This is a genomic window from Pseudoalteromonas sp. MTN2-4 (assembly GCF_042848605.1).
Lineage (GTDB): Bacteria > Pseudomonadota > Gammaproteobacteria > Enterobacterales > Alteromonadaceae > Pseudoalteromonas.
In genome coordinates this window covers 174,479-193,078 of the sequence record NZ_BTGK01000005.1, presented here as the reverse complement: position 1 = coordinate 193,078, position 18,600 = coordinate 174,479, and the positions used below count along the sequence as shown (strand labels likewise).

Genomic DNA, 18,600 nt, shown 5'->3' with positions numbered 1-18,600 from the left:
AAATAATCCTCTGACTTTCGTTTAATAATTTTTTCAACTAGAAGGCGTATGCTGCTTATTTAAAGTTTGCACAAATAAAGAATATTAATTCTTTATTTGTGCATAATAATTCTTTAAAGTTGTAGCCAATATCCATTGATGGTTGAACAAAGGTAAGCGGCAGGTGCGTACAACTGAACTCGTAGACGGTTTTCGTCAATCAACACCTTATGTAAATGCGCATAGGGGGAAAACATTCGTAATCATGCTCGGTGGAGAAGCGATCGATCAGCCTGGCTGTCGCAGTATCATCAATGATATTGCGCTACTGACGAGTCTCGGTATCAAAATTGTATTGGTATTTGGCGCGCGACCTCAAATTAATGAGGCGCTGAGTGATGCTGGCATAATTACCCAGTTTCATAATGATGTACGGGTGACCGACAATGAGTCGCTCAAAGTCATCAAGCAAGTTGCTGGTGCCATGCAACTCGATATCACCGCGCGTTTGTCTAAATCGTTAAGCAGTACCCCTATGTCTGGCTCTAATCTTAACGTTGTCAGTGGTAATTTTGTGATCTCTCAGCCCTTGGGTATTGATAATGGTGTCGACTATCATCACTCAGGCAAAGTGCGTCGTATCGACGTAGACGGAATTTGCCATCAATTGAACAACAATAGCATTGTATTGCTTGGACCGATCACCGCATCAGTTACTGGTGAGAGCTTTAATCTAACAGCAGAAGAAATTGCCACCCAAGTCGCGCTTAAACTCAATGCAGATAAGATGCTGGGCTTCTGTAAAGAGGCGGGGATCTTAGACGAAAATGGCGAAGCTTTAGCTGAGTTGATGCCAAATGAGGCAGAGCAGGTGTTAGCACGTCATCGTGATCAAGGCTCTACTTGTATGAGTGCCTCAGTATTTTTGCAAGCGGCTATTGATGCATGTCGTGGCGGCGTGCACCGTTGTCACCTTATGAGTTATGAAGAAGATGGGGCCTTGCTTCAAGAGCTATTTTCCCTCGATGGTATTGGTACACAAATCGCGCCGCAGAGCTCCGAGCAATTACGTAGCGCAACGATTGGTGACATCAATGGCATTATAAATCTAATTCGTCCGCTCGAAGAACAAGGTTACTTGGTTCGCCGCTCTCGTGAACAGTTAGAAATAGAAATTGAGCAGTTTACCGTGATAGACCGCGATGGCGTTATCATCGCTTGTGCCGCACTTTATCCATTTGACGAAGAGAATATGGGCGAATTTGCCAGTCTTGCCGTTCATCCGCAATATCGCGATGCAGATCGTGGCAGCATTCTACTTCGATCGGTCATCAATAAAGCCAAGCGCGTCGGCTATAAGAGTTTGTTTGCACTGACAACACGCAGTATTCATTGGTTTTTAGAGCAAGGCTTTGATTGTGTGGGGGTTGAAGACTTACCAGATAAAAAGCGTTCGCTTTATAACTACCAAAGACGTTCTAGGGTGCTAAAACTGGATCTAACAAGACTGCCGAAGAATAGGTAATCAGCTTAGGTCCTTGAAGTATTTGAAGGCGCGGCTTTATGTCGCGCATGTCTTGTAGTTGCACGCAAACCGTGTTTTTAATGCGGGCTACTCTCACTTTTGGTAAAGCGAGCTTTGCGTTTATCTGTCGTTGCTTTTTCGCGTTCAAGTAACTTTTCTGCGTTTACCTCGGCCAGTGGGTTGAGCGCATCGCGGGTTATTTCACCATCTGCTGCCAGTGATAAATAACGGCCACAACAGACCCTCAAAAACGACGTGAAGTTACCTATATCATGATCGGCATCGAGTGATTCGTGATACAAGCGAGTAATAAGTTGCCCAACACTAAAGTCATCTCTAAAAGCGATTTCTTCTAACACACGCCAGAAAAAATGCTCAAGACGAATTGAAGTGGTGACGCCATCAATACGCAGTGAACGTGTGATGTTCTTCCAACAATCTTGGTTGGCTCCGATAAAAAGTTGGCACATAGTGATGGCTCCTCGTTAGTTATGCTTTGTTTAATAGAGCGATAAACTGTTTTAAAAATTCAGGGTGTGCAGGCCACGCTGGTGCTGTGACTAAGTTACCGTCGGTGATTGCCTGATCCATTTCTACTGACACATATTCAGCGCCTGCAAGTATAATCTCTGGCTTGCAAGCCGGGTAAGCAGAAATACGCTTACCAGTAATGATATTAGCAGCCGACAACAATTGCGGGCCATTGCAGATAGAAGCAATTGGTTTGTTATTGTCAGCGAATGCTTCGATAAGACCGATCACATTTTCATCCAAACGCAAATACTCAGACGCGCGACCTCCGGGTAAGTAAAGCCCATCGTACTCTTCAGCACATACTGCTGCAAAATCAGCGTTTAACGTAAAATTATGACCTGGCTTCTCAGTATAAGTTTGGTGTCCTTCAAAATCATGAATAGCCGTGGCAATCACATCGCCTGCTTTCTTATTCGGGCAAACGGCATCAACCTGACAGCCCATAGCTTGCAGTGCTTGAAACGGCACCATGTTCTCATAGTCTTCTACAAAATCACCTGTGATCATTAAGACTTTCATTGTTCTTCGCCTTCGCCTGTTGTTGAGTATTGGATACTTATTTTTCAAAAGCTCAACTTATTTAAGCAAAGAATGAAAAGTGGCGGGTAACAGCCAATTACTACACCCGCCCCCTCGCTTATTACCTCTTATTGAGTTGCAGCAAGAGATTAATTTAAAGGGCATTTATAGCCCTAAAAGATCTCGGTTAAGTGAGTTTAAAATAAATTAACTAGCAGAGCACTCACATAGACCCCCAACCCGAATACCAAATGGGTGCAAATACTTTTTAGCCTTGCTTGATTCGCTGAGGGGAGTCTTGATGCCGCAAAGCCCATACCAAAGCAAGGTTGCATGATAAAAAAGGGAAGTGAAACGCTCAAACATGAAAACAGCAAAATCGGTAGCAACTCAGGCGCGCTTAACCAATTTAGCCCAGTGATACTAATAAATATAAAAGCAAAGATAACACCGATTGCATAATGCGCTGACCACCCTATGAATACTTCACCTCTTATGTAATGTGTTGAAGCAATATTTTGATGGACGAGCTGTCCGCGAGGCATGAGTAAAAGCCACCGACCGAGCAGTGCGTAATTAAGAGAGGGGATCGCAAATAGCTTTTTGATCAGTATTGCGTATAAGTCCATGGCGACCGTGGCACCGATACCTATAAGTGATATATAAAAGAAAGTTTCTTGGGTCATATAGTTTGTCTCTGTTGAAAAATTAACCTTACTTTCATAGCATGCCACTTAAAGTTAACTTTAAGTCAAGGCCATAATGAAAGAGAAAACATTGGATATTGGTGAGGTTGCAAAATTGTCAGGGTTCAGTGCTGCAACGCTTAGGTATTATGAGCAAAGGGGGCTGATCAAAGCCGTTGCTCGCAAAGGTTTGCGTCGTCAGTTTGATGGTGCAGTTGTAGAAAAGTTAACTTTGATCTCACTGGGTCGCTTGGCTAATTTATCATTAGATGAAATAGCAGATATGTTTGGTGAGAAATCACAGCTAGAAATAAATAGGGCAAAACTGCGACGCAAAGCACAGGAGGTAGATGAGCAAATTACACGTTTAAAAGCCACACGAGATAGTTTGCTGCATGTTGCAGAATGCCCTGCAGAGCATCATTTACAATGCCCTAAATTTCAAAAATTAATGCGTGTTGCGAATAAACTTAAATAAAAAAATTAATGAAGAAAATATCCTTGTAGCCGATACCTTAATTAGTAACAGACATTAATGTATTTAAGGATAAAACATGAAATTAGAAAACACGATAACTGAGCCAGTCAAGCTACCTCCAAGACAAGCGTCTTTTGATGATACAAAGCCTAAGACCGAGGCTACTGACGTCGACAGCGATGCTGAACAAAGTGAAGATGATAATGTCACGATTTCCATGGCTGGATTGAAAAAGTTAAAAGAAGAGTCTGAAGATCCTAAAGATAAACTCCCTTCACATATTAAAGAAATGATAAAGGCGATTGAGCGTTTAATCGAAATGATTGAAGCCGCTGAAGAAGCATTAGCTAAGGCCAAGAAAGCGGATTATCCTGATGATGATACCAAACGTGATGTATTAGAAATGCATCAAAATCAGATAAATAGTTTAGAGTTTGCAAGAAATGATGCAATAAATGGCTTAATGGAGGCAATGAAAGAAGCGGGGGTCTCTGAGCCGGGAATTATTATTGAGTTAATGCGATAAGGGGCTCAAGAGTTTAATCGGATAACTAGAATGTCGTGTTATTTTTTAGTGTCTCCGGTTTTTAGTGGACATTCAAAGTTGCTGTTGGGGGTTGAATAGCTTGTTTGCAGTTGGGAATTACAATCTAAGTCATCTGAGCGCTATGTATCTCAATTTTAAATATTAGCGTTTAATTTATATCTCAAAAACTAAAATCTGCTAAATTTGTTATGTTATAACAATTGAGTCTTCGTGTTGATTTAACAGTAGTGGTGAAGTTTATGGAAACAATGAGTGCAGAGTCTCTTACTGAGATGGAACAAAAAATTATTAATGCGCCAGAAGATGAGTATATGAATGACGAGCAACTGGCGTTTTTTAGACTGAAGTTGGTAGAGCTTCACGATACGACACGTGAGCGTATTCGAGAAGCGAAAGAGCAAATGCTGAATAAACCTGATACTACAGATCCGTTAGATAAAGCGGCTTGGGAAGAGCAATCTAGTTTATTAATTCGTATTGTCGAGCGTGAGCAGCGCCTGTTACCTAAGATCCAACAATCGCTTGAGCGTATTCGTCAAGAAACTTATGGTTTTTGTTTAGAATCGGGTGAGCCAATTGGCATTCCTCGTTTATTGGCGAGGCCAACTGCTGAATACAGCATTGATGTTAAATCAGTGATGGAAATGAAAGAGCACTTACAAAAAGATTAAATTACCAAAATACTCGCTAGTAAAAGTATGAAGTTAGCTGCAAGTAAGCAGCTAACTCAGGCACTTTTTATGAGTTTTGCTTGCTTGACCAAGTTGTAGGTCAAGCAATGGCGCGAGTGCATCAAGTTGTTTATTGAGTGTATTAAACTGGCGTAGGTTCGCAAGGAGTGCGCGTTGTAGTGTTTTGTTTGCTGAGCTTTGCTCTAGTTCTTGCTCTAATAAACCGAGCGTGTTGTAAATTTCTTCCTCAATTGCATTGTCTTGGCTTTGTGCAAACTGTTTGATTTCTTCGAGCAAATCTTTAATTGCCTGTTGCTGCATAAACTTACTATGCGATGGCAACGGCATCGGAAAGTTCTCTTTAGTCAAAAACGGAGTGACCGATTGGTCAATTAGATTGTTGGCGATGCTTTTGATATTAAATTGAATGTATTTTGCACAATGGTCTAGTGAAAACTTGGCTTCGTTGAGTGCTAAAAAGATGGTGTATTCTTGTAATAACGCATTCAGCATGGTCGTTACATCAAGCAAATGCGGCTCAATGACTTGGCCAAAGCTTTGCAAAATAATTTTTTGCTGCGTCATGTGATAGTTCACACGTAATTGCTGCAGCATGTCAATGAGCTCTTCATTTAGCGTCATTTCATCGCTGTTTAAAATCGCTTTTAAAAAATCGCGTTCTTTTACGACTTCCCCTAGCTCTAGTTCAATATAGCGTTTGATCAGGTTGTCATTATCTTTATGTGTCGAGTTGAGTAACGCGTCTATGATGTTTTGACGCGTTTCGTCTGTTTGCAGCAATAATGCTTTAACAATATCGTTTTTGCTTGAAAAGTAAGAGTAAATAGAACCTTTCGCAATATTTGCATGTTCTGCAATCTTGGCAATGGTGGTTGCTCTAAAACCATTTTCAATAAATAAGGTTTTAGCTGTCGATAAAATTAAATCGCGTTTTGACACTGTCATTTCCTCAAAGAACTCACCGTATTCTCACACATGATTAAAAATATAACAATTAGTCACTTGAAAATGACCAAGTGGTCATTTATATTTTGACCGTGATTTCGTCTCAGGAGAGAAGTAATGAGTCAAAGTGGTGGTGAGTTAAAAAGCTTATGGCAGATTTTAAAGCCGCATAAGCCAAGCAAGATGCAATTTGCAGTTTTGTCAGTGTTAGTTGTCGTTACAACGGTGCTCGAGTTATTGATCCCATGGTTTTCGAAAAACTTAGTCGACTCTATTTCAGTCGATGGCGTTGCGATGTCGGTATTAATGACACTTCTGGGCATTGTGCTAATTAGTGCCGTGTTTGAAGGCATTCTGACATGGTATGGCGCCAAAACTGGTGAGCGTATATGCACCAGTTTACGCTATAGCCTTATTGGTAAGTTATTGTTTAGTAAAGTTGAAGCTGCGTCAGATAAACACAGTGCTGAATACGCAACACGCGTTGTTAACGATACCTTAGAAGTTAAAACGGTGCTGGCGACTGATTTTATTAGTTTATTTGCGGGTGCTGTATCACTTGTGGCGGTTGTCGCTATGATGTTTTATCTAGACTGGCGTTTAACTCTGGTTTTATTGGCCTGTGTGTTAGTCGGCTTTTTAATTATTTTGCCTTTATCTCTGATGATGAGTGGTATTGGTAAAGCCATTCAGGCTGCTCAAGCAAAGCTCCTGAGTACGTTAACTGAGTGGATGCGCCATCACACTCTGATCAAATCGCATAATGCGCAAAGCCCTTTGCATCAAGAATCAAAAGCATTGCTAGAAACCTGTATGGAGCACGAAGTTCGAGGGGCTAAAGTCATGGCGATGATCAGCCCGACCATTAACTTGGTGCTGATGATGAGCATGGTCGCGATTTTAGGCTTTTCGAGCTATTGGATGCAGCAAGGTAGCATGACTTTAGGTACAGTTACCGCATTTTTAATGTACTTGTTTGGTTTAACTTTTCCGCTTGTGGCACTGGGCGCATTCTTCAGTAATTTATTTAAAGCTGCGGGCACGGCAACTCGATTACAAGACATTGAGCAGTTAGCGCAGGAGCAGCTTCAGCAAGGTGAAAGCGTCGACAGTGCGAGTGAAATTCAAATACAAGCACTGAATTTTGAGCGTGATGAGAAAGTGATTTTAAATAATGTTAGCTATCAATTTGATGGGCCGGGTTTATCAATTGTAACTGGTGAAAGTGGCTCAGGAAAAAGCACCCTGATGTCGCAATTACTTGGTTTTTATGATGATACAAAGTCAGCGATATTCATTGATGGCAAACGTTTAGATGACATTGATTTATATTCTTTGAGACAAGCAATTGCGTGGGTCGATCAAGAGCCGAAATTATTAAATACCAGCATTAAAGAAAACCTGCTATTAGGTTTGTCTGAGCAACCGAGTGAGGGTGTAATTGAACAAGCGCTTGAGCAAGTTGGGTTGTCGCAATGGTATGAAAAGATTGGTAAAGATCTCGAACAGGCCGTGAGTGAGCGTGCCCAGATTTTCTCTGGAGGTGAAAAACAGCGATTTGCTATCGCCCGTGCGCTATTGCGCAATGCCAAAGTGTTATTGATGGATGAACCAACATCGGCCTTAGACAAACACAATAGTACAGAAATGATGACCTTGATCAGAACTATCGCAAAGGAGCGACGTGTCATTATGATCAGTCATAACAGTGCTTTTTTACAGCAAGACGACGATCATGTACATATTGCAGAGGGCGCTATTGTTAAGACTGCAGCTTAACTTATAGGCATATAGAAACATTAAGCTTAAGTTTCTATATGCCTAAAAAGCAAATGCCTTTTATGGATTACAAGCATGCATAGTAGGGAAGTAGAAACATGCATTTTCTTTATCACACGTTCCACAGCTATCAGTGAGTGGACGTGTAGCTTCACCGCCTGCAATGTTAGGAGTTAAGTCTCTTTGAATTGATTTTTTACTTAGAGAAAGCTGCTTCATATTCTTTTTATTTAATAATAATTTCATTTTTTATCCTTAAATTAAATTTGTACCCATTGAGGGTTTGAAAAATATACTGATAGAGTGAAATTTATGCAAGTTGGCAGAGGTTTCATTAGTCAAAATTAAGTGATGTTTTTTAGTCGTAATTGAAGTTCACGTTCTGTACTTTTTAGCTCTCATATTATTTTTTACTTTCTTTTGTACCCCAAGTATTGATATGTTGAACGAGTAACCACTTTATTTTTAAAGGATTTGTCGTGCATTTACTTAAACCTTTGGCGCTTTCTCTTAGTTTAGCTTTGTCTTCAATTACTGTTTCTCCGCTGGCGCTTTCTCAAACTTCAGCAACCGAAGAACGAGCTGATTACACTCAGTTTTCTCATGTATTTAAATCGAACATTTTAAACGAAGAACGCACAGTCGTTGTTCAACTACCAAAGAGTTATAAAGCTGAGCCTGATAAAGCCTATCCGGTCATTTACCGTTTAGATGGGGCGGGTAATTTGCCATTGATCACCTCAGTGCTTGAACGCTTACAAAACGACAATGCCGCTCCAGAGGCCATCATAGTGGCAATTGAAAATACCGAGCGATTGAGAGATTTATATCCGACCGTAAATAAAGAGCCGCAAGGTCCAGTTGGGTTAGGGGGCGGAGGTAAAAAGTTTTTAGACTTTTTAGAACAAGAACTCATGCCACTTGTCGACGAAAAGTATCGCACCCATGATTATAAAATTATTGGTGGCGCATCGGCTGCGGGGGTATTTGCACTTTATGCGATGACCGAAAAACCAACCCTGTTCCAAGCGCATTTAGCTTATAGTCCGGCGGTTTGGTGGAACTATGGAGCAGCAGTGACGCGTACAAAAGAGTTTTTAAAGAAAAACAAAACCCTCGATACTTATCTTTATATGAACATTGGTGAAGAAGCGGGTGTCATGCGTGAGCGTTATGACGATTTGCAGCAGTTTATTCAAAACAATAAACCGTTCAAATTATCATACGTGAGTGATGCGCTTGATGGCGTATCTCACAACCTAACGTCTGCGGCAGGGGCGTTTAATGCTTACCATAATTTATTTATGTCAAAGCAAATGCCGTTGAAAAAGCTGACTTACGACATGGCCTCGATTGATGCATATTATAAAAAGCTCTCTGAGCAATGGGGTGAGCAGATCACACCACCAGATAATGCAGTTAGGCAGTTAGGCTATCAGCTCATCGGCATGCGCAATTACGATAAAGCTATTCAGGTATTCGCCCATAATACTAAGCTACACCCCAACTCAGTCGATGCTTGGTGGGGGTTGTCTTATGGTTATGAACAAAAAAAAGATAACAAAAAAGCGTTCGAGTTTTTAGAGAAGGCTGTAAAGCTTGCTGATAAGTCATACCCTTATTACGACATGCTTATGGATGCGCAAACTAGGTTAAAAGCAGCGGCTAACCTCTAGCTTTCAAGGGGGTCGTAACAAAGCAAAGTTACGATTGCTGGTTATACTCAGAGGATGAGAAGTTTGAGCAAGCAAATAATGAAATTGTGTCTGTTCTTTTATTGCTGTTTAATTGCTTGCTCAGCATTGGCTGAGAGTTCTCGCTTATCGGTGGTGTTTGAACATAACCCGCCGTTTCAAACCATTGATGAACACAATAAAGGTCAGGGCCCCATAATTGACTTTGCAGAGCTATTAATTGCTGTCGCAAAAGAAAATGCGGACTTTAAAGCTGAATTCAATGGCAAGCCTTGGGCTCGTATCATGGAAAGGGATGCTTACCACCCCAACATTCTTATTCTCTCAATGTCTAAAACCCCACAGCGAGAGCCGCATTTTACTTGGTTAACGCAAGTTTATACCGGTCAGCAGTATATCTGGAAAGTGAAAGGACGACCTGATCCAGAAGGTAGGCAATTACAGGTTGCCGTTGAACGCAATGCACATAAGATGATGAGTATTAAACATCACTTCGGTGAAGATAATGTACACAAATCTCTCAACTCTGCTCAAGCATTACATGCATTATTGAAAGGGCGTGTCGACCGCTTTGTCGGTACTGTATTTGCTGTATCAGGTAAGTTGAAGTCACTTGGCCATGATATGAATGAACTACAGCGTTTGGCCAAATTTGATGACTCAGGGTTTGCGAGTCAGGGCTTATCGTTTGCGCTCACACTCGATACAGATGAATACTTAGAATCGGCACTACGCAAAGCGCTGAACGATCCTAGAGTTGAGCAAGCAAGAGCCAAGTTGCAAAAGCAGTTTGAAGCGTCAGAGCGTCAGCTTATGGCTGTGTTTTAAAGGTCTGATAGTGGCTGTTGATCAGTTTGGCGCTTTAAAACGTAAATACACCCACATTCAAGAAAACTCATTTCAACTTTATGCAGCACACTCTAACCCCACGCAAACTGTTAAACAGTAAATGGACCGCCGTTCACCCACAATCAAAAGAAAAGCATTTTATGGTGACAAGTGTTGAGTTTGATGAAGAAGGTCGCGTGATTGAATGCATTATCGAAGCAGTGATGACCAAGCGCGAAATAGAAATTAACTGGCGCGATCTAAAAAATCCCAAAATGTGGAAGATGGGTTGGAAATAGTAGCTAAAACATTTAAAAAACTCTTAACTGTCATCACAGAAATTATTAAAGAAGCTGGAAGCGACATAGAAAACATAAACAGCGCCTAATGGCTGAGTTTACTCAGCTTTTAGCGCATAAAACAATTCATGTTCTCGATATTCCAGATGAATATCAATATATGGACAGCGAGCTTGTCGACATCTTAACGCACAGTGTGAGCGCGTATTTAAAAACCGCTTAACAAGAATAAAGAGGGTACTGTCATGTAATGCCATCTAAGCACAATCATATTATTTTTTAGTAATTTTAAAGGTGAGATTATTCTTTACTTTATAATCGAAAAGATAAAATCTTTTTTGATACACTGCTAAAAAAGATGCATTGGAACAGTGCTTAAAATGGCTAACACTATTGTTTTAATTGAAGATGAACGTGCAATAGCAGATACCCTTATCCACATTCTAGAGCTGGATGGATTTGGTGTTAAATGGTTTGATACTGCTGGGGCAGGCCTGGAATATCTGCAAAATCAAGATGCCTCTCTTGTTGTACTGGATGTTGGTTTACCCGATGCCAATGGCTTTGAGGTATGCAAAGAGATACGTGCATTTTCAAGTGTGCCGGTGATTTTTTTAACAGCAAGGAATGACGAGATAGATCGTGTCGTAGGGCTAGAAATTGGCGCCGACGATTATGTCACTAAACCTTTCAGCCCGCGTGAAATGCTGGCGAGAGTGAAGCTGCGAATGCGAACTTCACAAAAAACGCTACCGGCTAGCACGCAAAAAACTTGCCCTCGTGCTGTACTACACAGCGAGCACTATGATTTTGTCTATCAAGGTAAAGCATTAGGATTGACTGCGCTTGAGTATAAGTTACTAGAAAAAATGGTTGCTTCACCAAAGCAAGTGTTCTCGAGAACCCAATTAATGGATGCGGCTGAACTCGCTCAGACATGTGCATACGAGCGCAATATTGATACACATATCAAGTCTATACGTAAAAAGCTCAGAGATGCAGAGAGTCCCGAGTTACTGTTTACGAAGCGTGGCTTTGGGTATTTTTATGATGAACAAAGTACTTCTGAATGAGTGTGAAAATCTTGATTCATAAACTTGGTCGTTGGCCAAAAATACCGTTAGGGTTACGTTTATTTTTGCTTTATTTTGTAATGGTTATTCTCACTACTTACTTTGTGAGTTCCACGGTTATGAAGCAAATAAAGCCGACTGTCAGACAGGTGAGCGAAGAAACTTTGGTTGATATGGCTCACTTACTTGCGGTAATGGTCGAAGATGATATTCAAGCTGGTACCCTCTCTCAAAGCCATTTTGCTGAGCAAATAAAATTGTATGGTTCTCGACAGCCTGATGCAGCAATTTGGGATATCACTAAAAAGACCATTAATCATCGTATTTATGTGACAGATTCACAAGGAAGAGTACTCGTTGACTCTTGGCAGCAAGATGTCGGAGCGGACTTTTCACGCTGGAATGATGTCTATTTAACCTTACGAGGAGAGTACGGCGCACGCTCAACAGCACTCAATCCTGGAGACCCTTTATCGACGGTAATGCATGTTGCCGCGCCAGTTAAAAATGGTGATGAGGTGATCGGTGTGGTGACTGTTGCCAAAGCGAACCGTTCAGCGCAACCTTTTATAGATGCATCGAAATATCGTGTACTGAGCTGGTTAATCGTAATGAGCATTGTGGCGTTACTTATTGGGGCGCTAATTGCTTGGCGCATTAACAGCGCACTCTACAAATTAGACGATTATGCGAAAAAAATAGGTCAAGGAGAGAAAGCACAAAAGCCCTCTTTTAGAGTGTTTTATGAGTATGAGCGCTTAAGTGATGCATTGGCAATGATGCGCCAGCAGCTTGATGGGAAAGACTATGTTGAGCACTATGTGCAAACTTTAACCCATGAATTAAAAAGCCCATTAAGCGCAATTAAAGGCGCGAGTGAGATTTTGCAAATGCCACTTTCTGACGAAAAGCGCCAGTTATTTGCAAGTAATATCGAGAAAGAAAGTGAACGTGTACAGATATTAATTGACAAGTTACTCGACCTAGCCCAATTAGAGCAACAATCAGAGCTAGTCGAAAACCAGCCAATTGATTTGGAGAATCTACTACAAGATGTTGAAAGTTCATTATTTGTGAGAGCACAGCAAAAGGGTGTTGCATTTGAATTTAGTGGTGACAAAAGCATATTCATAGAGGGGGATGTTTTCTTAGTGCAACAAGCGCTGTTTAATGTTTTTGAAAATGCATTAGATTTTGTCAATGAGCAGGGAGTTATCCGCGTTTCTCTCTTAAGTCAAGATGGCCTATGCCGAGTGAGTATATATAATTCTGGGCCTCATATTCCTGAGTATGCTTTGTCACGGCTAACCGAACGCTTTTATTCCTTACCACGCCAAAATGGTGATAAGAGTACAGGGCTTGGACTTAATTTTGTGGAGCAAATAATGGCTTTGCACAATGGTAAGTTGGAAATAGGTAATGTAACTGGTGGCGTCGATGTAGCGTTAACTTTTAAAGCCGGTGCGCATACTCCATAAAGACTCCATATAAGCTACATATAGCCTACAAGTTGATTGTTTATCTTCGTATTACTGACAAATACGGAGAATTCATATGAGACAAAAGTTAGGTACTAAGTTTGGCATGATTGTCATACTGATTCTGGGGTTACTCATTCCTATTTTTATGATCCAAGGGCTAATTGATGACAGGCAAGCGTTACAGCATGAAGTGCGAGAGGACATTGCACGAAGCAGTAGCGGTGAACAACGTATTATTGGACCATTTTTACATATTACTTATACGGAGACTCAAGAACGTAATGGTGAGTTATTAAATCGAGACAAGCGTCTGATGATCTTACCCGAGAGTCTTAATTTGAATAGCAAGCTAGATACATTTTCTAAGTACAGAGGCATCTATAAAGCAATATTGTATCGCTCAATGAGTGAGATGAAAGGCAGGTTTGAGCTCAGTGCATTAAGTAGTATTGAATTCGATAAGATTAAAAGTGTAGATCTGGTGATTGCCATAAAAGATATTAGAGGGATTGGGCAAAACACTCAGATTAAGTTAGATGATACATTACATACATTACTACCAGGTACAGGTATTTCACAGCTTCCCGAGGGAGTGAGAGTAAATCTAGCTCTAACAAACTTATCTGCAAAACAGGATCTAGATTTTTCAATTGATCTCGCACTACAAGGTATGCAAAAACTCTCGGTTGTACCTGTAGCTAGGCACACTCAGGTATCAATGAATTCGAACTGGCCGCATCCAAGTTTTGTGGGGAATTATTTACCAACAGAGTCGACAATCACTGAGCAGGGTTTTACCGCTAATTGGCAAACAAACTTTTTCGCGACAAATATTGAAGAGTTATTTAGTAAGTGTTTATTTGCAACTCAATGTGAGTTGCTTAATGAGCGTAGCCTAGGAGTTAGCTTAGTCGAGAGTGTTGACCATTATCTTAAAAGTTACCGAGCCACTAATTATGCTTTATTAGTATTCACTTTAGTATTTGCATGTTTTTTCTTATTAGAAGTGTTTAATGCTAAACCACTTCATCCAATTCAATATGGTTTTGTTGGCTTATCACTCGCTGTTTTCTATCTTTTACTCGTCTCTTTAAGTGAGCATATAGGATTTAACTCTGCATACTTAATTGCCGCTTTTTCTTCATCTAGCTTGCTGAGTGTGTATGTGTCAGGCATGTTAAAAAATACGAATCAAGGGGCTGCCTTCTGCTTCGGATTAGTATGTTTATATGGGCTTTTATTTGGTTTGTTAAGTGCAGAAGACTACGCACTGCTTATGGGGAGCCTACTGGTTTTCTTAGTGCTTAATATTACTATGCTAGTGACTCGCAAAGTAGATTGGTATCAATCAAAAGAAGATGTAATTGAAGCTGATGGTCATTAGTCTTCAGTAAAAAAATAGCGAGTAATCGTCGACTCGCTATTTTACCTAACGTTTGGAGGAGTTAGGGTTAGGCAGTTTGCTGGGCGAGCCGAGAATCTATGTTGGCGATATTGGCCATTAACTGCTCTCTAACTCGTTGCAAATGTTGTTGTCGCTGCTCAGGAGCTTGCTTGGCAAAACGTAATGCGCTGTAAAGACTGCGTTTTGAAACTTGATATCTTGATGCGGCTTGTGAGAGGCTCGACTCGCCGATCATGACGCTTAACATGGCTTCGTTTAACCCCGGTTGCATACTCATTAAAGTTGCTCCTTAGCGTGTTGTGAAACCTGTTTTTCTTCATGAATTGGCCACACACTGACGTTTGAGTACCAGTCTAAGTGCCAAATTAACTGCATGGTTTGAATCAAGTTGTGCATATGAAAACCCCTGTGATAACTGCTTTGCTCCCTATATAAAGAAAGAGTTATGCCAGATTTTCAACTTGTTGATTTATAAGGTTTTGTGTTTTCTTGTTTAGGGCGGATGCACTACTTCTGTGAAGTTAAAGGTGGGTTTGCACTAAAAAGGGCCAAAGGCCCTCGATAAAACTCACTTTTCGTTTCGCCTTCTAAAGGCCATTAAGAACATACTAGGTAATAACCAAATCAACGAACCACCACCTTCGGATTGTGATGAGCTGCTATTAGGTGTTTCGGTACTAGAGTCTGCACTTATCGTGTAAGAGACTTGCTCATTGATAACCTCTCGACCATCAAAAAAACCACTAACACTCAGGGTAAAGGTACCCGATTCTGTTGCATTAAACTCATATGTATCGCCCCTAAAATCTGTGCCTTCATGAGTTTTCCAGACGTAAGACAACAGTAGCGGTTTGGACGTTTTTAGTTGGGGCGTTAATGAGACTCGCTCCCCAAGTTTTATCTCAGTGTCACCTGAGACACTGAATGACTCAATCACAGGTGAGACGGCATCGACAAGATGCTGCTTGCTATAGCTTAGTTCATCATTGACGAAAGCTTTTAAAGTGACTTGATAAAAGCCTGGCTGTTTATATTCATGATCGGGCTTGGCTGCGGTGCTGCTATTACCATCACCAAAATCCCAATGATAAGCAGTGATGCCTGAGCTATTGGCAAACGTTGAAAAGGCGGATAGAGCGTATAGGCCGGCACATCCCAGTACCTGTTTTATGTTAAACATTCTATACTTTGTCCTTAAATTAGAGAATTCCATACATTACAAATAACAGATTAATAACGATTATGCTAGGTGTTAACGCTCTGATTAATATATTTGTAATTTACTTTTGTGTTCATAAGGGGTAATTTGGTCTGGTGGATTTTTACCCACTAAATACTATTTTATTTCAATAAGGACTTTGCTTTGAAGGATTATTTAAAGCCTAGCTTGTTCGCTTCTTTGTTTGCGCTCGCTATGCCTGCTACAGCCAATCAAGCTTCTTATCACGCCGTACCTGCAATGATGGGTAATGCTAAAATGGGTTTGCTGTGTGCGCAGGCGCCAGATCTTCCAAGCCGAGACTGTCAAACAGCAGTCGTCCCCGATAACCAAAGAACTAGGTCGCTGTTCCCCTATATTCCAGAACAGTTCAATTTACTTTATCGAGACGAAGATAGTGTGCTGTTTTCTCAGCATAGTGGTTACCCTTTTGTTCTTTCACAGCAAGAAGGGGTATGTTATTTAGAAAACCGTGCAGTGGCCATTCAAGAAAATATAAACGGCTATCCAATTTATCGCTTTGACTGTGGAGCAGGTATTGAAGAGCGTGCAGATCTTGCTGGGATATTTAGAGATTACATTCGTGTAGGTGGCTTTCAGGTAGAGAATGACGCCTTTTTTTATGCTGGTATTACCATGGATATTTTGCATAAAGCACTTGCAGCTATGTATCCAGACACGATAGCTCCATGTGAGTCAGATGCTGAATATTGTTTGCAGCAATTAAATGTTGTTGTAGATGGTAGTAGAGAGCCATATACGAGTGCTTGGGATGAAGGAAGGGTTTTGTTGGGAAAGGGAATTATCGGAAACGGTACTTTTTCAGATGCCACTTCGCTGGATATTATCGCCCATGAAACAGGCCACGCCCTGTTAACCTGGAACTCTGAAATTGGCTATGGAAATGGCGATACATCAGCGATTCAGGAAGCGTTTGCCGATCTAACCGCGTTATTCGTTCGCAGCGAGTTTTACAAAGGCTTGCAAGCGGGTGGGGAACAAAACTTTACAGAATCTGATGCTTATCATCAATTATCAAAAGACGGAGGGGCTCACTATGTTATAGCATGGGATCGATATGTTCATAATAGAGCCTTGCGCTACCTTTACTCCCCCAGGACAGATGGCACGAGTATTGATGATTGGCGTGATAAAGAAACTGAAACGCCAGGCCCGCATTATAAAGCGGGTATTTTAAATCGCTTCTTCTACCGTCTATCAATTTCAGATGACTGGAGTGTTGCCAAGACATTCCATTTAACGATGAAGGCTGCGCAATCGTGTTTTGTTGAAGATTCCAGCTTTGAACATGCAGCATTTTGTTTGTTAGACGTCGCAGAAGAACAAGACAAAGCCAGAGTGTCGGCTAAGTTGCAAGAGGTTGGCTTAATCCCCACAAATAGCTTAGCTAACAACCTCGATTTTTCTATTGAGCGCTTATACACCTCAATTAACTATGTCTTAGCAGAGTCAGATCAAGCCGAGTTAAGCGCTGTGAATATTAGCCTTAATGAGCAGCCTGTGTATCAGTGGCAGTCGAATTACAATACGCAATCTCAACTTAATGCCATCAAACAAGCGCAGCTTAATTTAGAGTCAGGCGAACATTTACTCTCAATTGAAACGACAAACGAACAAGGTCAGATTAAAACAGGTCATAGACTTTTGAGCATTTTTTCAGACCCACTGTGTGAGCCTGATACCGAGAATGTGCTATCAAATCAGTTAAGCATAAATGGTGAAGACTTTGTTTTGGAGCAAGGCTACACGTTTTTGGCACCACAAAACGCATGGTATCAGCAGTCATTAGGAGAATTTCGATTTCACAATATACCCACGGATAAAGTGGTATCGGTATTTTATGATTTGAATAGAGATCGTCAGTTTTCAGACGATGAAAAGGTACTAAGCACCACAGAGTTTGATACCGCCATTTCTTTGCCGAATGTTGATACCGTGCCCGGCGATATGTTAGTGAGATTACGCATTGATGATTTAGCCGTAAGTGCATGTACAGAAAATGAGTTAAGCCAGTCTGTTGACCTGAAAGTACATATTGAAGCAGGTACACCCAGAACGCCAATAGATTTTAGCTACAAGCAAGTTGAGCAAACATTACATCTTGCTGTTTTGCCGGTTTATGGTGAGCAAGCTATGTTTCGTTGGATTTTACCTGAGCAAATTATTGAGCAAACAGACAGTCAATTAGAGCAAGATGTGAATGCAAAAGGTGCATATGCTATATCGCTTGAGCATGTTGAGAATGACCGCGTGCTTAGCCGAGCTGAAAAGCAGATTGAATTAATTGCCGATCCAAACTTAGTTATAGAATGTGAGGCGCAAAATACCAAATGTATACTGCAGGCAAGTCATGCAGAGTTGGCTGATCCTTTTGAGTATCAGTGGGTAATTAACAACGAGTTGTTTAAAAAGGAGAGCAATGCTCCTTTTGAATATGACTTTGCTGAGTACGGCGAGTTTGACGTCTCTTTAGTGATGTCAAAATTAGATGGTACAGCTGAGTTTTCAACAAGTAAAAAGGTTTCTTTAAGCCAGCCTTTGCCTCATGAAAATATCACTATTATGGTGCGACAACATAATGATAACGTGTCTCTTTCTATCGCTAATGTAGACCGTTTCGGTGAGGAGTATGAACTAATTTGGTGGCTCGACGGTGAAAAGTTCACCACAAGGCAGATAGAAAAACAGCTCGCTCAGTTGGCAAGTGACTACGAGGTCAAACTACAAATCAGGTTAGCAGGCAAAGTAGTAAAAGAAGTGTCGCACAGTGTTTATATGCATGCTGATATCGGCTTAGACTTCAAGTGGACCAATGACTCATCTAAACCCTTATTATTTTCGTTTCAGAGTTTATAAAAGCAGAGAAAGTTAAACTAAAGGGGCCATTCGGCCCCTT

Annotated in this window: 20 protein-coding genes; 13 read left to right on the top strand and 7 right to left on the bottom strand. The window is 41.0% G+C overall.

Going from position 1 to position 18,600, the window contains the following annotated elements:
• Nucleotides 1-163 precede the first annotated feature (163 nt).
• Entirely contained in the window at nucleotides 164-1,504 is a 1,341-nt protein-coding gene (argA, locus tag ACGHEH_RS13890) for an amino-acid N-acetyltransferase (RefSeq protein ID WP_390446323.1), read from the top strand.
• A 77-nt stretch (nucleotides 1,505-1,581) separates the two neighbouring features.
• On the opposite strand, the gene ACGHEH_RS13885 is transcribed toward argA, so the two are convergent.
• The 3 genes from ACGHEH_RS13885 to ACGHEH_RS13875 form a co-directional block, all read right to left on the bottom strand.
• Complete coding sequence (locus ACGHEH_RS13885; RefSeq protein WP_390446321.1) at nucleotides 1,582-1,974, bottom strand: ribbon-helix-helix domain-containing protein; 393 nt, start codon at nucleotides 1,972-1,974, stop codon at nucleotides 1,582-1,584.
• A gap of 19 nt (nucleotides 1,975-1,993) precedes the next feature.
• Complete coding sequence (locus ACGHEH_RS13880; protein ID WP_390446319.1) at nucleotides 1,994-2,557, bottom strand: DJ-1/PfpI family protein; 564 nt, start codon at nucleotides 2,555-2,557, stop codon at nucleotides 1,994-1,996.
• Between the two features lie 197 nt (nucleotides 2,558-2,754).
• Nucleotides 2,755-3,243 carry a DUF2938 domain-containing protein gene (locus tag ACGHEH_RS13875; protein ID WP_390446317.1) on the bottom strand — a complete coding sequence of 163 codons (489 nt, stop codon included), beginning with the start codon at nucleotides 3,241-3,243 and terminating at the stop codon, nucleotides 2,755-2,757.
• Nucleotides 3,244-3,319: 76 nt separating this feature from the next.
• Between ACGHEH_RS13875 and ACGHEH_RS13870 the strand changes: the two genes are divergently transcribed.
• The 3 genes from ACGHEH_RS13870 (at nucleotide 3,320) to ACGHEH_RS13860 (ending at nucleotide 4,939) form a co-directional block, all read left to right on the top strand.
• Nucleotides 3,320-3,721 carry a helix-turn-helix domain-containing protein gene (locus tag ACGHEH_RS13870; RefSeq protein WP_390446315.1) on the top strand — a complete coding sequence of 134 codons (402 nt, stop codon included), beginning with the start codon at nucleotides 3,320-3,322 and terminating at the stop codon, nucleotides 3,719-3,721.
• Nucleotides 3,722-3,797: 76 nt separating this feature from the next.
• A complete protein-coding gene (locus tag ACGHEH_RS13865; RefSeq protein WP_390446313.1) occupies nucleotides 3,798-4,247 on the top strand; it encodes a hypothetical protein in 450 nt (149 codons plus the stop codon).
• Nucleotides 4,248-4,507: 260 nt separating this feature from the next.
• The gene (locus tag ACGHEH_RS13860; protein WP_390446311.1) at nucleotides 4,508-4,939 is read left to right on the top strand and encodes a TraR/DksA family transcriptional regulator; all 432 of its coding nucleotides are present in this window, start codon (nucleotides 4,508-4,510) and stop codon (nucleotides 4,937-4,939) included.
• A 51-nt stretch (nucleotides 4,940-4,990) separates the two neighbouring features.
• Here the strand turns inward: ACGHEH_RS13860 and ACGHEH_RS13855 are convergent, their stop codons facing one another.
• Nucleotides 4,991-5,899 carry a TetR/AcrR family transcriptional regulator gene (locus ACGHEH_RS13855; RefSeq protein ID WP_390446309.1) on the bottom strand — a complete coding sequence of 303 codons (909 nt, stop codon included), beginning with the start codon at nucleotides 5,897-5,899 and terminating at the stop codon, nucleotides 4,991-4,993.
• Between the two features lie 123 nt (nucleotides 5,900-6,022).
• On the opposite strand from ACGHEH_RS13855, the gene ACGHEH_RS13850 reads away from it, so the two are divergent.
• Nucleotides 6,023-7,684 (top strand): ABC transporter ATP-binding protein, encoded by a 1,662-nt coding sequence (locus ACGHEH_RS13850; protein ID WP_390446307.1) that lies wholly within the window; start codon nucleotides 6,023-6,025, stop codon nucleotides 7,682-7,684.
• Between the two features lie 60 nt (nucleotides 7,685-7,744).
• Here ACGHEH_RS13850 and ACGHEH_RS13845 read toward each other — a convergent pair whose 3' ends face one another.
• Entirely contained in the window at nucleotides 7,745-7,930 is a 186-nt protein-coding gene (locus ACGHEH_RS13845) for a hypothetical protein (RefSeq protein ID WP_390446305.1), read from the bottom strand.
• Nucleotides 7,931-8,163: 233 nt separating this feature from the next.
• Between ACGHEH_RS13845 and ACGHEH_RS13840 the strand changes: the two genes are divergently transcribed.
• The 7 genes from ACGHEH_RS13840 to creD all read left to right on the top strand — a co-directional run bounded on the left by ACGHEH_RS13840 (nucleotide 8,164) and on the right by creD (nucleotide 14,443).
• Nucleotides 8,164-9,360, top strand: a complete 1,197-nt coding sequence (locus ACGHEH_RS13840) for an alpha/beta hydrolase-fold protein (protein ID WP_390446303.1) — start codon at nucleotides 8,164-8,166, stop codon at nucleotides 9,358-9,360.
• Nucleotides 9,361-9,438: 78 nt separating this feature from the next.
• Nucleotides 9,439-10,206 carry a substrate-binding periplasmic protein gene (locus ACGHEH_RS13835; RefSeq protein ID WP_390446301.1) on the top strand — a complete coding sequence of 256 codons (768 nt, stop codon included), beginning with the start codon at nucleotides 9,439-9,441 and terminating at the stop codon, nucleotides 10,204-10,206.
• A gap of 80 nt (nucleotides 10,207-10,286) precedes the next feature.
• Nucleotides 10,287-10,505 (top strand): TIGR02450 family Trp-rich protein, encoded by a 219-nt coding sequence (locus ACGHEH_RS13830; RefSeq protein ID WP_390446299.1) that lies wholly within the window; start codon nucleotides 10,287-10,289, stop codon nucleotides 10,503-10,505.
• Between the two features lie 88 nt (nucleotides 10,506-10,593).
• Nucleotides 10,594-10,728, top strand: a complete 135-nt coding sequence (locus ACGHEH_RS13825; protein ID WP_390446297.1) for a hypothetical protein — start codon at nucleotides 10,594-10,596, stop codon at nucleotides 10,726-10,728.
• A 157-nt stretch (nucleotides 10,729-10,885) separates the two neighbouring features.
• Entirely contained in the window at nucleotides 10,886-11,578 is a 693-nt protein-coding gene (locus tag ACGHEH_RS13820; RefSeq protein WP_390446295.1) for a response regulator, read from the top strand.
• On the top strand, nucleotides 11,575-13,056 hold the full coding sequence (creC, locus tag ACGHEH_RS13815; protein WP_390446293.1) for a two-component system sensor histidine kinase CreC: 1,482 nt from the start codon (nucleotides 11,575-11,577) through the stop codon (nucleotides 13,054-13,056). Before ACGHEH_RS13820 ends, creC begins: the two co-directional genes overlap by 4 nt.
• A gap of 76 nt (nucleotides 13,057-13,132) precedes the next feature.
• Nucleotides 13,133-14,443 (top strand): cell envelope integrity protein CreD, encoded by a 1,311-nt coding sequence (gene creD, locus ACGHEH_RS13810; protein ID WP_390446291.1) that lies wholly within the window; start codon nucleotides 13,133-13,135, stop codon nucleotides 14,441-14,443.
• Nucleotides 14,444-14,510: 67 nt separating this feature from the next.
• On the opposite strand, the gene ACGHEH_RS13805 is transcribed toward creD, so the two are convergent.
• Both ACGHEH_RS13805 and ACGHEH_RS13800 read right to left on the bottom strand, forming a co-directional pair.
• Nucleotides 14,511-14,741, bottom strand: a complete 231-nt coding sequence (locus tag ACGHEH_RS13805; protein WP_390446289.1) for a helix-turn-helix domain-containing protein — start codon at nucleotides 14,739-14,741, stop codon at nucleotides 14,511-14,513.
• 291 nt (nucleotides 14,742-15,032) lie between these two features.
• Complete coding sequence (locus ACGHEH_RS13800; protein WP_390446287.1) at nucleotides 15,033-15,644, bottom strand: PKD domain-containing protein; 612 nt, start codon at nucleotides 15,642-15,644, stop codon at nucleotides 15,033-15,035.
• Between the two features lie 183 nt (nucleotides 15,645-15,827).
• Between ACGHEH_RS13800 and ACGHEH_RS13795 the strand changes: the two genes are divergently transcribed.
• Nucleotides 15,828-18,560 carry a M4 family metallopeptidase gene (locus ACGHEH_RS13795; RefSeq protein ID WP_390446285.1) on the top strand — a complete coding sequence of 911 codons (2,733 nt, stop codon included), beginning with the start codon at nucleotides 15,828-15,830 and terminating at the stop codon, nucleotides 18,558-18,560.
• Nucleotides 18,561-18,600: the final 40 nt, after the last annotated feature.

Bases quoted from the DNA above. Each gene is read 5' to 3' on its own strand.
- ACGHEH_RS13805 (WP_390446289.1), bottom strand. From the start codon at position 14,741: ATGAGTATGCAACCGGGGTTAAACGAAGCCATGTTAAGCGTCATGATC.
- ACGHEH_RS13870 (WP_390446315.1), top strand. From the start codon at position 3,320: ATGAAAGAGAAAACATTGGATATTGGTGAGGTTGCAAAATTGTCAGGG.
- ACGHEH_RS13830 (WP_390446299.1), top strand. From the start codon at position 10,287: ATGCAGCACACTCTAACCCCACGCAAACTGTTAAACAGTAAATGGACC.
- ACGHEH_RS13860 (WP_390446311.1), top strand. From the start codon at position 4,508: ATGGAAACAATGAGTGCAGAGTCTCTTACTGAGATGGAACAAAAAATT.
- ACGHEH_RS13880 (WP_390446319.1), bottom strand. From the start codon at position 2,557: ATGAAAGTCTTAATGATCACAGGTGATTTTGTAGAAGACTATGAGAAC.
- ACGHEH_RS13820 (WP_390446295.1), top strand. From the start codon at position 10,886: ATGGCTAACACTATTGTTTTAATTGAAGATGAACGTGCAATAGCAGAT.
- creC (WP_390446293.1), top strand. From the start codon at position 11,575: ATGAGTGTGAAAATCTTGATTCATAAACTTGGTCGTTGGCCAAAAATA.
- ACGHEH_RS13885 (WP_390446321.1), bottom strand. From the start codon at position 1,974: ATGTGCCAACTTTTTATCGGAGCCAACCAAGATTGTTGGAAGAACATC.
- ACGHEH_RS13865 (WP_390446313.1), top strand. From the start codon at position 3,798: ATGAAATTAGAAAACACGATAACTGAGCCAGTCAAGCTACCTCCAAGA.
- ACGHEH_RS13835 (WP_390446301.1), top strand. From the start codon at position 9,439: ATGAAATTGTGTCTGTTCTTTTATTGCTGTTTAATTGCTTGCTCAGCA.
- ACGHEH_RS13845 (WP_390446305.1), bottom strand. From the start codon at position 7,930: ATGAAATTATTATTAAATAAAAAGAATATGAAGCAGCTTTCTCTAAGT.
- ACGHEH_RS13800 (WP_390446287.1), bottom strand. From the start codon at position 15,644: ATGTTTAACATAAAACAGGTACTGGGATGTGCCGGCCTATACGCTCTA.
- creD (WP_390446291.1), top strand. From the start codon at position 13,133: ATGAGACAAAAGTTAGGTACTAAGTTTGGCATGATTGTCATACTGATT.
- ACGHEH_RS13875 (WP_390446317.1), bottom strand. From the start codon at position 3,243: ATGACCCAAGAAACTTTCTTTTATATATCACTTATAGGTATCGGTGCC.
- ACGHEH_RS13850 (WP_390446307.1), top strand. From the start codon at position 6,023: ATGAGTCAAAGTGGTGGTGAGTTAAAAAGCTTATGGCAGATTTTAAAG.
- ACGHEH_RS13825 (WP_390446297.1), top strand. From the start codon at position 10,594: ATGGCTGAGTTTACTCAGCTTTTAGCGCATAAAACAATTCATGTTCTC.